Annotated in this window: 10 protein-coding genes and 2 pseudogenes; 7 read left to right on the forward strand and 5 right to left on the reverse strand. The window is 59.6% G+C overall.

The window, feature by feature from the left end:
* Nucleotides 1-33: 33 nt before the first annotated feature.
* Nucleotides 34-2,334, forward strand: coding sequence for a 5-methyltetrahydropteroyltriglutamate--homocysteine S-methyltransferase (metE, locus tag VQ065_RS15195; RefSeq protein ID WP_003088243.1), 2,301 nt, complete (start codon nucleotides 34-36; stop codon nucleotides 2,332-2,334).
* A gap of 61 nt (nucleotides 2,335-2,395) precedes the next feature.
* Here the strand turns inward: metE and VQ065_RS15200 are convergent, their stop codons facing one another.
* Both VQ065_RS15200 and VQ065_RS15205 read right to left on the reverse strand, forming a co-directional pair.
* On the reverse strand, nucleotides 2,396-2,965 hold the full coding sequence (locus tag VQ065_RS15200; protein ID WP_003121997.1) for a GNAT family N-acetyltransferase: 570 nt from the start codon (nucleotides 2,963-2,965) through the stop codon (nucleotides 2,396-2,398).
* A 46-nt stretch (nucleotides 2,966-3,011) separates the two neighbouring features.
* Nucleotides 3,012-3,308: a DUF7660 family protein gene (locus tag VQ065_RS15205; RefSeq protein WP_003088248.1), complete on the reverse strand. Its 297-nt coding sequence runs from the start codon at nucleotides 3,306-3,308 to the stop codon at nucleotides 3,012-3,014.
* A 307-nt stretch (nucleotides 3,309-3,615) separates the two neighbouring features.
* Here VQ065_RS15205 and VQ065_RS31990 point away from each other — a divergent pair.
* The 6 genes and pseudogenes from VQ065_RS31990 to VQ065_RS15230 form a co-directional block, all read left to right on the forward strand.
* Nucleotides 3,616-4,383 (forward strand): annotated as a pseudogene (locus VQ065_RS31990) (PAS domain-containing protein); the annotation flags it as partial.
* A 183-nt stretch (nucleotides 4,384-4,566) separates the two neighbouring features.
* Nucleotides 4,567-4,911 (forward strand): annotated as a pseudogene (locus VQ065_RS31995) (methyl-accepting chemotaxis protein); the annotation flags it as partial.
* A 169-nt stretch (nucleotides 4,912-5,080) separates the two neighbouring features.
* Nucleotides 5,081-5,593, forward strand: a complete 513-nt coding sequence (locus VQ065_RS15215) for a (2Fe-2S)-binding protein (RefSeq protein ID WP_003088271.1) — start codon at nucleotides 5,081-5,083, stop codon at nucleotides 5,591-5,593.
* A complete protein-coding gene (locus VQ065_RS15220; RefSeq protein ID WP_003088273.1) occupies nucleotides 5,590-6,579 on the forward strand; it encodes an FAD binding domain-containing protein in 990 nt (329 codons plus the stop codon). Before VQ065_RS15215 ends, VQ065_RS15220 begins: the two co-directional genes overlap by 4 nt.
* A complete protein-coding gene (locus VQ065_RS15225; protein WP_003088275.1) occupies nucleotides 6,576-8,780 on the forward strand; it encodes a xanthine dehydrogenase family protein molybdopterin-binding subunit in 2,205 nt (734 codons plus the stop codon). Before VQ065_RS15220 ends, VQ065_RS15225 begins: the two co-directional genes overlap by 4 nt.
* A gap of 494 nt (nucleotides 8,781-9,274) precedes the next feature.
* A complete protein-coding gene (locus tag VQ065_RS15230) occupies nucleotides 9,275-9,655 on the forward strand; it encodes a DUF4354 family protein (protein ID WP_003088277.1) in 381 nt (126 codons plus the stop codon).
* A gap of 724 nt (nucleotides 9,656-10,379) precedes the next feature.
* Here the strand turns inward: VQ065_RS15230 and VQ065_RS15235 are convergent.
* The 3 genes from VQ065_RS15235 to VQ065_RS15245 are packed head-to-tail and all read right to left on the reverse strand — an operon-like array spanning nucleotide 10,380 to nucleotide 14,426.
* The gene (locus tag VQ065_RS15235; RefSeq protein WP_003088279.1) at nucleotides 10,380-11,540 is read right to left on the reverse strand and encodes a hypothetical protein; all 1,161 of its coding nucleotides are present in this window, start codon (nucleotides 11,538-11,540) and stop codon (nucleotides 10,380-10,382) included.
* Nucleotides 11,533-13,209 carry an AAA family ATPase gene (locus tag VQ065_RS15240; protein WP_003088281.1) on the reverse strand — a complete coding sequence of 559 codons (1,677 nt, stop codon included), beginning with the start codon at nucleotides 13,207-13,209 and terminating at the stop codon, nucleotides 11,533-11,535. Before VQ065_RS15240 ends, VQ065_RS15235 begins: the two co-directional genes overlap by 8 nt.
* A gap of 32 nt (nucleotides 13,210-13,241) precedes the next feature.
* A complete protein-coding gene (locus tag VQ065_RS15245; protein WP_003088284.1) occupies nucleotides 13,242-14,426 on the reverse strand; it encodes a nucleoid-associated protein in 1,185 nt (394 codons plus the stop codon).
* Nucleotides 14,427-14,588: the final 162 nt, after the last annotated feature.

Here is a 14,588-nt window from a genome sequence, read left to right on the forward strand (position 1 = left end):
CCCTCCATCGACCTTTCGACTGGAGGAACACCCATGGCCCTGGCCCACACTCTCGGCTTCCCACGCATCGGACGCGATCGCGAACTGAAAAAAGCCCAGGAAGCGTTCTGGAAGGGCGAGCTGGACGAGGCCGGCCTGCGGGCCGTCGGCCGGCAGCTGCGCGCCGCCCATTGGCAGGTACAGAAGGACGCCGGCATCCAGTTGCTGCCGGTCGGCGATTTCGCCTGGTATGACCAGGTGCTGACCCATTCGCTGACCTTCGGCGTGATCCCCGAGCGCTTCCGGGCGCACGGCGAGGCCGGGCCGACCCTGCATACCCTGTTCGGCATGGCCCGTGGCGTCAGCGACGACAGTTGTTGCGGCGGTGCCCATGCCCAGGAAATGACCAAGTGGTTCGACACCAACTATCACTACCTGGTCCCCGAGTTCAGCGCCGACCAGCAGTTCCAGCTGAGCTGGGAACAACTGTTCGAGGAGGTCGACGAGGCCAGGGCCCTCGGCCACCAGGTGAAGCCGGTGCTGATCGGTCCGCTGACCTACCTGTGGCTGGGCAAGGCCAAGGGCGCCGAGTTCGACAGGCTCGACCTGCTGGACCGCCTGCTGCCGCTCTACGGCCAGATCTTCCGTCGTCTCGCCGGCCAGGGTGTGGAGTGGGTGCAGATCGACGAGCCGATCCTGGTCCTCGACCTGCCGCAGGCATGGAAGAATGCCTTCGAGCGCGCCTACAACCTGCTACAGAGCGAGCCGCTGAAGAGGCTGGTCGCCACCTACTTCGGCGGCCTGGAAGACAACCTGGGCCTGGCCGCCAACCTCCCGGTGGACGGCTTGCACATCGACCTGGTGCGAGCGCCGGAACAGTATCCGAGCATCCTCGACCGCCTGCCGGCCTACAAGGTCGTCTCGCTGGGCCTGGTCAACGGGCGCAACGTCTGGCGCTGCGACCTGGAGAAAGCCCTGGAGGTGGTGCGCCATGCCCGGGAGCGCCTGGGCGAGCGGCTGTGGGTCGCGCCGTCCTGCTCGCTGCTGCACAGCCCGGTGGACCTGGAACGCGAAGACGGGCTGGACGCCGAGCTGAAGAGCTGGCTGGCCTTTGCCGTGCAGAAGTGCCGCGAAGTCGCGGTGCTGGCCCGTGCCGCCACTGAGCCGGAAGCCGCCGAGGTGCTTGCCGCCGTGGAAGAGAGCCGTGCGGTCCAGGCCAGCCGCGCTTCCTCGCCGCGAATCCACAAGCCGGCCGTGCAGGCGCGCCTGGCCGCGATCAAGGCCAGCGACGCCCAGCGCCGCTCGCCGTTCGCCGAACGCATCGCCAGGCAGCGTGCCGGGCTCGACCTGCCGGCGTTCCCGACCACCACCATCGGCTCCTTCCCGCAGACCTCATCGATCCGCCTGGCCCGCCAGTCGTTCAAGCAGGGCAAGCTGAGCGAGGCCGAGTACATCGAGGCGATGCACAGCGAGATCCGCCATGCGGTGGAGATCCAGGAACAACTGGGGCTGGACGTGCTGGTACACGGCGAAGCCGAGCGCAACGACATGGTCGAGTACTTCGCCGAGCAACTGGACGGCTACGTCTTCACCCGCTTCGGCTGGGTGCAGAGCTACGGCTCGCGCTGCGTGAAGCCGGCGGTGATCTATGGCGACCTGAGCCGTCCGCGGGCCATGACCGTGGAGTGGATCAGGTACGCCCAGAGCCTTACCGACAAGGTGATGAAGGGCATGCTGACCGGCCCGGTGACCATGCTGATGTGGTCCTTCCCGCGCGAGGACGTGTCTCGCGAGGTGCAGGCGCGCCAGTTGGCCCTGGCGATCCGCGACGAAGTGGTCGACCTGGAGGCGGCCGGCATCAGGATCGTGCAGATCGACGAGGCGGCTTTCCGCGAAGGCCTGCCGCTGCGCCGCAACGCCTGGCCGCACTACCTGGAGTGGGCCACCGAGGCCTTCCGCCTGTGCGCCTCCGGAGTCCGCGACGAAACCCAGATCCATACGCACATGTGCTACAGCGAGTTCAACGATGTGATCGAGTCCATCGCCGCCATGGACGCCGACGTGATCACCATCGAGACCTCGCGTTCGGACATGGAGCTGCTGGAGGCCTTCGAGCAGTTCGACTACCCGAACGAGATCGGTCCGGGCGTTTACGACATCCACTCGCCACGCGTGCCGAGCCGGGAAGAGATCGTCGCGTTGCTGCGCAAGGCAGCCCGGCGGATACCCGCCGAGCGGCTCTGGGTCAACCCGGACTGCGGCCTGAAGACCCGCGCCTGGCCGGAAACCGAGGCGGCGCTGGTGAACATGGTCGCCGCTGCCCGCGAACTGCGTGGCGACCTCGCCTGCGGTTGACCGGCGGGCCTGGTGAGCGGAACGGGACGCCTGGCGTCCCGTTCCGCGTTTGCACGTCGGTTCAGCGCGGAGCGTCCACCAGCGCCCGTAGCACATGGTCTTCCCAGACCCCGGCGATCTTCAGGTAGGCGCGGGCGTAGCCCTCCCTCTCGAAGCCGAGGCTTTCCAGCAGGCGCTCGCTGCGTGCGTTGCGCGGCAGGTGGCTGGCCATGATCCGGTGCAGGCCGAGCTGCTCGAAGCAATACCGGTTGGCTACCCGCAGGGCACGCGCCATCAGGCCGCGGCCCTGAGCCGCAGCGGCCAGGGAAAAGCCCAGGTGGCAGGCCTGGAATACCCCGCGGACGATGTTGGTGTAGCTGCAGCGCCCCAGCACCTCGCCGTCGTCGGGATCGAGCAACAGCAGGAGAAGCGCCTCGCCTTCGTCCATGCTCGCCACCTGTAGCAGGGTGCGGGCGCGGGCATTGTCCACGGAAAAATACCCCGGGTCGCGCAGCGGCTCCCACGGCGCCAGGTGCTCGCGGTTGGCGTTCTCGTAGCGGCTGGTCCGGACGAAATCGTCGGGTTGCAGCGCGCGCAGGAGGAAGTCTGCGTCGCGATGCAGTATCGGCACCTGCCGCCGGTTGCCCGGCAAGCCCCTCGGGTAGCCGGGCGGGAAGGGCGCCAGGGCGGACTTGAAGTCATTCATAGAACTTGCCCGCCAGCATCAGTTGCGCCGCGCGCCGCCAGGCATTTTCCGGCCTGGAATAGCCCGGCAGGCCGTCGCGGGAGTCCTCGCCCCAGGTCGCGGCGGCATCGAGGAAGCCACCGATGCTGCCGTTCTCCCAACCCAGCGGGCTGGGGCCGAACGGCTTCGGCGGGTTGGCGGCGGCGAGGCGGCGGTCTTCCTCCCAGTCTGCCGCCAGCGCGGCGAGGAAGCGCAGGTAACCCGCTTCGTCCTCGACCTGTTCGGCCAGCGCGTAGAGATCGGTTGCCATGTGCTTCCTCCTGGAAGTGGGTTTCGGGATACGACGGCGCGAGGTCGGAGCGCGGTCAGGCCGGGTGCCTCTGGCCAATGCCGGCCTTGGCCACCGCGATCGGCAGGGCGTAGCGATCATAGCGCGGGCCGGCGCTTGCGTGGCTGATGGCGCGGACGCGGGGCCACGCCCGGCAGGGGACGGACGGTGCCGCGAGCGCCGAGGAAAGTTGCCGGGCCCGATCTACACTGGCGTATAGCGGCAGGACGACTATCTCCGGTTCTCTACTCCCTCGCGATGGACAGGTGCCATCAAGGAGTCGTGCGCGATGCTCTTCGGCAGAAAAAGCAGGGCGGTCGAAAGCGCCGCCAAGGATGAAGATGTAGCGTGGCGACTCGAGGCCATCGGGCAGAACGTCGCCACCATCCGATTCACTCCCGATGGCCAGATACTGTCCGCCAACCCGCTGTTCCTCGCGGCGGTCGGCTATTCGGCGGACGAACTGGTCGGCAAGCACCACCGGATCTTCTGCGACGAGGACTACCAGGCCTCTGCCGCCTACGTGCGCTTCTGGAAGGAACTGGCCAGCGGCACGCCCCAGCGCGGCGTGTTCAAGCGCCTGCGACGCGACGGTTCGCCGATCTGGCTGGAGGCCACCTATTTCCCGGTGAAGAATGCCGAAGGGGCGGTCGTCGAGGTGCTGAAGATCGCCGCCGACGTGACCCGCAACCATTCCGAACTGCTCCTGCTCAACGCGATCAACGACTCCATACGCCAGTCCATGGCCGTCATCGAGTTCACCCCGGACGGCGAGATACTCGATGCCAACGAAAACTTCCTGCGTCTCTTCGGCTACAGCCTCAAGTCGCTCAAGGGCCAGCACCACCGCATGCTCTGCTTCGACGAGTTCTATCGGGAGAACCCGGATTTCTGGGCCCGGTTGCGGCACGGCGAATTCTCCCGCGGGCATTTCGAACGCCGCACAGCCGCCGGTGAGCGGGTACATATCGAAGCCACCTACAACCCGGTCAAGGACGGTTCGGGGCGGATAATCAAGGTCATCAAGTTCGCCATCGACGTTACCGAACAGGTCAATCGCAACGAGGAAGTACGGCGCGCCGCCGAGCTGTCGTTCTCCACCGCGGAAGAGACCGCGCAGATTTCCACCCGCGGCATCGACTCCCTCGACCAGTCCGTCGCCCTGTCGGCCAAGACCCTGTCGATGGTCAACACCGCCGTCGGCCTGATTTCCCAGCTCACCCACCAGACCAAGGACATCGAGAACATCGTCACCACCATCCAGAGCGTCGCCGAACAGACCAACCTGCTGGCCCTCAACGCCGCCATCGAGGCGGCTCGCGCCGGCGACATGGGGCGCGGCTTCGCGGTGGTCGCCGACGAGGTGCGGCAACTGGCGGCGCGCACCAGCGGCGCCACGGTGGAGATCAAGAACGTGGTCACCGAGAACGTCAAGCTGACCCAGCAGATCAACCACAACATGCAGACCATCGAGTCCAGCGCCCAGGAGAACAACAACCAGATCACCACCGTGGCCGGCATCATGCAGGAGATCAGCAAGGGCGCCGAGCACGTGGCGCGGGTGGTGTCGAGCCTGTTCAAGTGACCTCGGCGCAGGGCTCCGGCGGCCGATAGCGGCGCAGGCGTCGAGCATCCGCCCGCCTTTGTGGCATGGCCATGGCCGTCATTTACTTTGAACGTATCTTCGAGCCGTTCGGTCGGACCTGAAAAAGCGGCATCCGCCGCGCCGATGCACCGACCATGAGGCTTGTACCATGACCAATCCGGAGCCGGCGGACCTGCCGATCAGCCTGCTGATCAATGGCCAGCGCCGAGAGCTGAGAGTACCCCCGTGGCTGACGCTGCTCGACCTGCTGCGCGAGCGGCTCGACCTGGTGGGCAGCAAGAAGGGCTGCGACCACGGCCAATGCGGCGCTTGCACGGTGTTGCGCAACGGTCGCCGGATCAACGCCTGCCTGACGCTGGCGGTGATGTGCGACGGCGATGCACTGACTACCATCGAAGGTCTGGCCGAGGGTGATCGCCTGCATCCCCTGCAACAGGCGTTCATCCGCCATGATGCCTTCCAGTGCGGCTACTGCACGCCCGGACAGATCTGTTCGGCCCTTGGCCTGGCGAGCGAGGGGCGGGCGCGCTCGCGGGCGGAGATCCGCGAGGGCATGAGCGGAAACCTGTGCCGCTGCGGCGCCTACGGCAATATCCTCGACGCCGTGGAAGACGCCTTGCCGCTGCTCGATCGCGACGGACAGGGAGGGCAGCGCGCATGACGCCCTTCGCCTATGCCAAGCCGGCCGACATCGAGCAGGCGCTGGGCCTCGCCGGCCCGGAGTCGCGCTACATCGCCGGCGGCACCAACCTGCTCGACCTGATGAAGGAAAACGTTGCCAGGCCCCGGCGACTCATCGACATCACCGGCCTCCCGCTGCGCGACATCCGCCGGACGCCCACCGGCGGCCTGCTGGTCGGAGCCCTGGTCAGCAACGCCGAACTGGCCTGGAATCCCGCCGTGGAGGCGGACTATCCCTTGCTAGCCCAGGCGATCCTCGCCGGCGCCTCGCCGCAGTTGCGCAACATGGCCAGCACCGGCGGCAACCTGTTGCAGCGTACCCGCTGCCAGTATTTCTACGACACCGGCACGCCATGCAACAAGCGCGAGCCGGGCAGTGGATGCCCCGCGCGCAGCGGGCTGAACCGCAACCATGCGATCCTCGGCGCCAGCGAACACTGCGTGGCGGTACATCCATCCGACCTGTGCGTGGCGCTGGCGGCGCTGGAGGCTCAGGTACGGGTGCGCGGCCGCGCTGGCGAGCGGCGGGTCGCTTTCGCCGACTTCCATCGCCTGCCGGCGGACACGCCCGAGCGCGACAACTGCCTGGCCGTCGACGAACTGGTCACCGCCATCGAGCTGCCAGCGCCGCGCTTCGCCCGGCATTGCCACTACCTGAAGGTGCGCGACCGGGCCTCCTACGCCTTCGCCCTGGTCTCGGTGGCGGCGGCCCTGGAACCGGACGGCGAGCGCATTGGCGAACTGCGCCTGGCGCTCGGCGGCGTGGCCCACAAGCCATGGCGCGTCGCAGAGCTGGAGGAACGTTTCAGGGGCCACCCGGCGAACCGGGACAGCTATGTCCGCTTCGCCGAAGCGCTGCTGCGTGACGCCAGGCCGCTGGCCCACAACGCCTTCAAGATCGGATTGGCGCGCAACGCCATCGTTCGCGCACTGGAAGAAGCCCACTCGGGAGGGATCGGCCAATGAGCAGCCTGCCACACAGCACCGGGCAAGCCCTGGATCGCGTCGACGGGCCAGCCAAGGTCACCGGCCAGGCTCGTTACGCCGCCGAATATCCTGCCGCCGACCTGCTCCACGGCAGCGTGGTCAGCAGCGATGTCGCCCACGGCCGGGTGCGCGGCATCGACTGTGCGGCGGCCCTGGCGGTACCCGGGGTGGTCGCGGTACTGCATCACCTGAACCGGCCGCCGATGGCGGGCGACGACGAGCCCTACAAGGACGCCGATGCCGCCGAAGGCGAACCCTTCCGCCCGCTGTTCGACGACCGCGTCCTGTACAGCGGCCAGCCCCTTGCCCTGGTCCTGGCACGGAGCCTGGAACTGGCCCGCTACGCGGGCTCGCTGCTGCGCATCGATATCGAGCCCGAGCCGCACCAGACCGACCTGCTGGCCGCCCTCGACCAGGCCCATGAGGCTCCCGCCGAACTGCCCCCCGAGCGCGGCGATTTCTACACCGCCTACCGCGCCGCGCCGATTCGGGTCGAGGCCAGCTACAGCACGCCGATCGAGCACCACAATCCCATGGAACCGCACGCGTCCACGGTCATCGTCCAGCCCGACGGCAGCCTGCTGGTGCACGACAAGACCCAGGGGACGCAGAACAGCCAGGCCTACCTGCAAAAGGTCTTCGGCCTGCCCGCCGACAAGGTAAGGGTCTGTGCCGCCTACGTCGGCGGCGCCTTCGGCTCCGGCCTGCGTCCGCAATACCAGTTGGCCCTGGCGGTGATGGCGGCGCTGCAACTGCGGCGGTCGGTGCGCGTAGTGCTGACCCGCCAGCAGATGTTCACCTTCGGCTACCGGCCGCGCACTCTGCAGCGCCTGCAACTGGGCGCCGATGCCGAGGGGTGCCTGCTTGCGCTGGGCCACCAGGCGACAGCGCAGACCTCGCGCTTCGAAGACTTCACCGAGCACGTGGTGGAGTGGAGCGGCATGCTCTATCGCTGCGAGAACCTTTCCCTGGCCTACCGTCTGGTGCCGCTGGACGTCTATACCCCGCTGGACATGCGCGCCCCCGGCGCGGCGCTGGGACTGATCGGGCTGGAATGCGCGATGGACGAACTGGCGGTGCGGCTCGGCATGGACCCCATCGCGCTGCGCCGGTTCAACTTCGCCGAGCGCAACGGCAACGAGGACAAGCCGTACTCCAGCAAGGCGCTGCTGGCCTGCTACGAGGAGGGCGCACGGCGCTTCGGTTGGCAGGCCCGCGACCCACGGCCACGGAGCATGAGCGAAGGGCGCCAGTTGCTCGGCTGGGGCATGGCTGGCGGCGTCTGGGAGGCCATGCAGAGCAAGGCCAGCGCCAGGGCGCGGCTGGAGGCGGACGGCCTGCTGCGGGTGGCCAGCGCGACCACGGATATCGGCACCGGCACCTACACGGTGATGACCCAGATCGCCGCCGACGCCGCTGGCATGGCGCCGGAAGAGGTGCGCTTCCAGCTTGGCGACAGTGCGTTGCCCAAGGCTCCATTGCAGGGCGGCTCGTTCACCGTCTCGTCGGTCGGTTCCGCCGTCCGCCTGGCCTGCCTGCGCCTGCGCCAGGCCCTGGTCGCCCATGCCAGGGCCCGCCATCCGGAGCTGGCCGGCGCCGCCGAAGAGCGCTTCCGCATATGCCGTGGCCATCTGGAAGCGGGCGATACGCGATACGCCCTGGCCGACCTGCTGCAAGGGCTGCCGGAAGACGCGTTGCAGGTGGAGGTGGAAGCTGAACCCTCGGCGCGGCGCAAAGGCTACGCCACCGCGACCCATTCGGCGGTATTCGTCGAGGTGCGGATCGATGAAGCCCTCGGTACCCTGCGTGTGAGCCGGGTGGTCAGCGCGGTCGCGGCGGGGCGGGTGATCAACCCGAAGACCGCTCGCAGCCAGATACTCGGCGGGGTGGTCTGGGGCCTGGGCATGGCCTTGCAGGAGGAAACCCAGGTCGACCATGCGCTGGGCCGCTGCATGAACCACAACCTCGCCGAGTACCACATCCCGGTTAACGCCGATATTGGCGATATCGAGGTGATCTTCGTTGACGAACCCGACGATATCGTTAACGAACTGGGCTCCAAGGGCGTCGGCGAAATAGGCATCGTCGGCGTCGCCGCCGCAGTGGCGAATGCCGTGTACCACGCCACCGGCCGCCGCCTGCGCGACTTCCCGCTGACCGTCGACAAGTTGCTCGGCTGAGCCCGGCAGCCTGCGCAAGCAGCTTGGCGGCCACCCGCCGGGTCGCCGGGCTTGACTCTCCCCCAAGGGGAAGATCGCAGGCCCCGCTCGCCACCCGCAACGGAGTCGAACACGACATGCCGCCGACAGCCTCGGTGACGCCCTCGCCGAGCGCTACCGCGATGCCGGTCCAGGCGCACTTGTTGCATCGCGGCCACGCCGAAGCGAACCTGCCCGGCGCCCATTGGGCCATCGCCTGGGCCGAGCGTCCGGCCTGTGGTTGCAAGCGTTCGAGGACAGCCTGGCGGGCGCGAGGATCGTGTGGGGCCGAAGACCGGCGCTCCGCGTAGCGAGCGGTTTTCGCCTGGAAGCACGGTTGCGGGAAAAGTTCCGCTGGAAACCCTCCGACTTGCAGAACACGAGGCGCCCCGCATTCCTTGGCACTGCGCTTGATCGCGGCGAAAAGACCCACGGAAAATCACCGGGTCGTTCAGTCTTTGCCAAAGGAAATCAGTATGAAGAACGCAATGGCCCTGACCCTGGCCGGCCTGCTGGCCGCTCCTTCCCTCGGCTTCGCCGCCGCGCCGGATGCAGTGATGGTCTTCGCCCACCAGGGCGACAAGGGCAGCGTATCCGTCGGCGACAAGCACTTCCGCACCCAGGCCTTCAAGGTCCGCCTGGTGAATGCGGCGAAGAGCGAGATCAGCCTGAAGAACAGCTGCCTGGTGGCGCAGTCCGCCGCCGGCCAGTCCTTCAGGCTGGATACCGTGGACGAGGAACTCACCGCCGATACCCTCAAGCCGGGCGCCTCCGTCGAAGGCGACGCGATCTTCGCCTCCGAAGACGACGCGGTGTACGGCGCATCGCTGGTCAGGCTGAGCGACCGGTGCAAGTAGGCGACTAGCCGTTGCGCAGCGAAAGCCGCAGGGCAGCCTCGGCGGCTTTCGGGTGCGAGGAAACGGCTTTCGAAGGTTTCGGCGCGAATCTGAAATCATTCAGGGCGCGTTTCCGGTGCTTCTGGTTGCCTGGGCTGGGGGCCGAATTCCAGATACCCGGGGCCTAGGGGAGGGTAGACATCGTTCCAGGCTGCGCCCGAGCGAGGCGCTCGACCCACAAGGCACGCCCGGCGCTCTCTCCCGTGTGCGGGAGAGGGTTGACCACTACAGTTCATGGCTTGTCCTCCATGTGAGGGAGGACAAGGGTGGACCAGCCATAGCAACGGTCGCTAATCGGCCAAAAGCGGCCGTCCGCAAAGAAGTCAACGCAGCCGCACTGTAGCAATAGATTTTCCAGGCAGAAACTCTACACAGAGTCTTTGAACAACTTTGAGAGTTGGAACTTCGAGGACTACAAGACAATCTTCGCCGCAATTCTTACAAAGAAACTAGGCATGCATCTTCATTGCCAAGCCTTCAAGAATCGAATGCAAAAACAAAGCCAAGTGATCCATTGGATTGGGTGGGTGCAGGAGTTGCCAACTGCCATTACGATGCTGTTATTTGCGAAAAGCACTTGCCGATATGCTCAAGCGAGACAAGTAAAAGCATCATGCTAGAGTAGATATCGTTCTATATGAAATCTTTACCCTGCTGAGCTAAGATCCGTCTTGGCGATTCTCTCTTAGAAGAACGAAACAATCTCTTTGCCAGCAAACTGATTAATTGAATCAGCCTTGAATTTCTTGTGCCGCTCACGATGAGATGGTTTGTCAGATTTTATTAAGCCTCTCAACAACGCAGCTTTCACCTGCGGACTATTGCACCCAACAATTAGCTCGACCGTACCCGCCGCATCAGCTACCCAAGTCTTAATTTCATCACTATTTTCGTAGTTATGGGCAATCTCGAATTCGGACAAATTCAAATCTAATTTTCCACCCTGCTCCACAACACTAACGGAGAAATTTTCCTCTGTGATTATCTTGCCAAATGGAGTGTTTAGATGAAATACACGGGACTGACCGACGCCCCTGACAAAAGGATGCTCATACTCAATCATATCCTTATTTCCTTTATAGGATTGATTGCAAGTCTTGCCAGCCGGAACCAAGTTAGATAGTGTCACAGCCAAAAATGGAAATTTAGTTCTTGGATAGAAATGATCGAGATCTGTTCTAAATCTCACGCGACTCCCTTTTGTCTGTATAGGTTCATCATTGCAATACAAGCAAACATGTATTTTCCATTCATCAGTTATGTCATGACCAATGTCTAAGGATAGCGCTGAGTAGCTAAAGACATCCTCAAAACTGTTAATCCAATCATCAAAGATCTTCTTAAATTTTTCTGTCGCTATATTTTCTCCCCGCGCAGCCTTAACTATATTCGCCAGAATTTCTCTTTTAGCGGAATAAGTTACAGCCCCTTTAAGCGACATCAACAAATGGCTTATGTAAGTCAACTCCGGCGCAGCGATGGGCTCTAAATAAGCGATAGCCTGCTCCGATAGCTCATCTAAAACAGCCTTCTCTTCACGTGTTTGAGCGCCATTTTTATCGACACCCGCCGGGATGGGCGCATCTTTTATGAAGTATGCCGGCCAATATCTATCTGCTAGTTCTGGAAACCTTCCATAAATATCATATATATGACCAAGGATATCGCCTGGCAGGCAATTTAGGATCTCATTTATTTTGGCGTCATCAAAATAGCTAAATCTAGCTTGATGCTCTATTGGAAGTGTATGAATATATGCATTCATTTTCTGCTGAGCCTTCGAAACAACTCGAAGATCGTACTTGGCCTTAAGGTCGGCGCTAGGCAGGAATTCGAACTTAATCATTTTGCAAAAGGTACTCCCTGACAAACTTGTTGCCCATCCCTTTAATTAGCGCCTTATCCAAGGAGCTTAATGTTTGGGATTCGGATTTTTCTACAAGCGAGACGATGGCTTTCCTCGAGTGCTCGCCGACCGTGGCAGTAAGGTGCATTCCATCAATAAACAAGTTTGTAATATTGGTTCCAAAGCCAAGCGACTCTTTAATCTCAACCTTGCCGCCAGCGTCTTTTACTAATGACACAATATCTTTAGGTAAAAAATCGCTTACAATAATAGGAGAGTGGGTAGTGATGATTATCTGTGGCAGCGCGCCTTTCCAATCCAACCTATCTAGCAACCCAAGATAGGAGTCAAGAAAGCCCCGTTGCCACTCAGGGTGCAGATAAAGATCGGCCTCGTCAATTACTATTATATAGTTTGCTTTTCTTGACTTCTTTGCGCAATTATATGTCTCGGAGAAAAGATGGGTGTAAGCCATTTCCCCTGTACTAATCCCCCTCCACCCCCAATTTATATTTGAAAGGATATTTCTCGGAAGCCTTGTCGACAAATAAACCACTTTACTAGCAAAAGAAAATTGATCTACCAAAACAATCAAAGATCCGCTTTCATCGATGGATATACGACGACCTGAAGCTAAGATTTCTGAGATGTCGCGAAGGGCCTCTAAATATTCAGAGTAAAGTGCTTGCATTCTATTAATGTCAACGTCTATTGAATTAACAGACTTAAAGCTATTGCCTTGCTTGTCTTTAACAAATACGTCCCAGTTTTCGTCGTATCTTAGAGCTTCTAGTGACTGTGAAATACTGCGACGAAAATTTAAATCCCCGACAGCAAGCGCACTGATGAAGTGCAACTGCAGCACAGCCAGAACTTCTGGGCGCGCAGCGCCTGAGCTTGCTGCAAGCTCAACGATAATTGATGTAGATAGCGCTGCCACCAGAAGCTCAAATATATCCTTTTGACTACTTGGACTCAGTAGCTTTCTACTCTTCTGAATAGTGTTGTAGGCATTCTCCAGCTCCACCCGGCGACCAGGATAGTACACGTCAGGTCTAACCAAAGATGCCATGCGCTTAAATGAGTTTTGAAATCTGAATTCAAAACCAACATCCTGAACAACATTTCTGCTCGATTGATTCCACCTTAGGTAATCAAGCAAGTTGTCAAAGTACATTTTCTTTCGACTAGCACCCGTGGTGTAGTGCTCTAAGGATCTCTCTTGAATCAGAGAGTGGTTATGTTTCCTTTCGTATCCTAATCTAGACTGAGCGGCAGATACATTATTTATTTTAACCAAGACAGTCTTAAAGAGTTTCGCAAAAACCTCATAGTCATCATACCTTTCGAACTGGACAGAGCAATGGAGTATATGGTAGTTGACTTGGCAAACGTGAATTCTTGAATTTTCATCCAAGAAAATAAGAACCCCGCTGGAGTCTATTGGAAAGTACACAGACTCTAGAAAGTCCAGAATCGTGCTTTTCCCAACCCCATTAGCCCCAATAATCGCAGAACAGTGATACCCATTGTAATATCTGGATGTGTCAACCCTATGCTCAACACTAAGAGTCTGACCGTCAACATGAAACACCGTTTCCCCACCAAGGGAAACATTTAGATCCCGAACACCCTTATGTTCACCTATATAAATATGAACCAATCTCATATTGCTGGCCTATCTCGTCTATTTACTTCCCTTTATTGACCAGAGGCAGTGTCGACCGTATCTGTTCGCTGCTGATCTAATTCTCCCTTTCCACCGAGTATCTTCTTAATGACCTCTCGCGCCTGCGGAGTGAGAGGTATGTTGATACTTGTAAGGTCTTCATCTACCGTTATGATTTTTCTATCTTCAGCGTCAGCATAACTAATAGACTGAATATTAATACTGCATTTAAAGCCAGCTTGAGGATCAGCAATCTCCACGTTCTGTAAAAGCTGTGCACTTATACGGGTCGGCTGAAATCTTTCACTAATCGTATAGCCACCATCATTTACAAAACCACTAAAACCATCAATCTTATTTGACCCCAAAGGTAGAGAGTCATTTATTACTTTCTGAATATCCTGAATGGAGACAGAGATATTTTTTTTAGCGGCAACCACAAGATGCATAGTCACACCATTTACGATCTTTAGACGCCGCGACTCTGGGATAGATGGATCATTTAAGAAATCCAATACGGCGGCACGCACTTGCTCCACACTATCTCGATTAGGTATGTGATCGGAACACCCGAAGGCGTCTTTCAGAAATGCACTTTTCGATTTTCCAGTAATAAACTTTAGATATGCATCTCCGTCATTCTTGGGAAAGGTCTCTTTGAATAGGGTCAAGTCAAACATTGCAGCGTGGCGAAGCTCGCTAGTATTAATACTTGTTAGATCAACTGGTTGGAGATCAGAGTCGAAATCGAATCCATCTTGCTTGCCCACAAGCACAGCTAGAAATCTACCGACATCATCAGCGTCATTCTGAGTTTTGTAATGAACCATTACCAAGTGACCCAAAGTCAAAGTCCCACGAGTTGGTAAGTTAGCCTCATCACAGGCATTATCAACAAACGCCTTAACCAGTTGCTCGAAGCGGATCTTTCCATCTACGAACTCCTGCAGAACTACTGGAGCCATGTGCTGGTTCTTGGGAGAGAAATAGCCATGAAACTTGTTATTTTTCGCAAACTTTCTCTCGATTACTTTAACAAAATCCAATGCGGTATTTTTTTTGAGATCCCAGTTTTTTCCTATCTTCGCATCGTAATATGTCAATGCTCCGTTCTGAGCTTTAAATAGATCTGCCGTAATCGCATTCAATACGATCATCTGGTGCGGAGATGACTGAGCAGAATCTTTAGAGATTATTTTTTCTTCAGGCATATTCATAATAAATTTCCTTTTAAAAAATCTTCTAAATGTAGGCCTAGACGCTGGAAATGAAAGAGAGGTATCAAGCAGAAGCTTATGATGGTCGTCTCGACGCGAGAATAGCCTCTTGCCACTATCACGCCAATGCCTGCTCCACAGCCTTGTGGGTTCTTCATATAG

Source organism: Pseudomonas sp. KBN10P06128, from assembly GCF_037574945.1.
In the GTDB taxonomy this organism is placed as follows: domain Bacteria; phylum Pseudomonadota; class Gammaproteobacteria; order Pseudomonadales; family Pseudomonadaceae; genus Pseudomonas; species Pseudomonas aeruginosa.

Excerpts from the sequence above, each read along its gene's own strand:
- VQ065_RS15245 (WP_003088284.1), bottom strand. The coding sequence starts at position 14,426 with ATGAATATGCCTGAAGAAAAAATAATCTCTAAAGATTCTGCTCAGTCA.
- VQ065_RS15205 (WP_003088248.1), bottom strand. The coding sequence starts at position 3,308 with ATGGCAACCGATCTCTACGCGCTGGCCGAACAGGTCGAGGACGAAGCG.
- metE (WP_003088243.1), top strand. The coding sequence starts at position 34 with ATGGCCCTGGCCCACACTCTCGGCTTCCCACGCATCGGACGCGATCGC.
- VQ065_RS15230 (WP_003088277.1), top strand. The coding sequence starts at position 9,275 with ATGAAGAACGCAATGGCCCTGACCCTGGCCGGCCTGCTGGCCGCTCCT.
- VQ065_RS15225 (WP_003088275.1), top strand. The coding sequence starts at position 6,576 with ATGAGCAGCCTGCCACACAGCACCGGGCAAGCCCTGGATCGCGTCGAC.
- VQ065_RS15235 (WP_003088279.1), bottom strand. The coding sequence starts at position 11,540 with ATGATTAAGTTCGAATTCCTGCCTAGCGCCGACCTTAAGGCCAAGTAC.
- VQ065_RS15215 (WP_003088271.1), top strand. The coding sequence starts at position 5,081 with ATGACCAATCCGGAGCCGGCGGACCTGCCGATCAGCCTGCTGATCAAT.
- VQ065_RS15220 (WP_003088273.1), top strand. The coding sequence starts at position 5,590 with ATGACGCCCTTCGCCTATGCCAAGCCGGCCGACATCGAGCAGGCGCTG.
- VQ065_RS15240 (WP_003088281.1), bottom strand. The coding sequence starts at position 13,209 with ATGAGATTGGTTCATATTTATATAGGTGAACATAAGGGTGTTCGGGAT.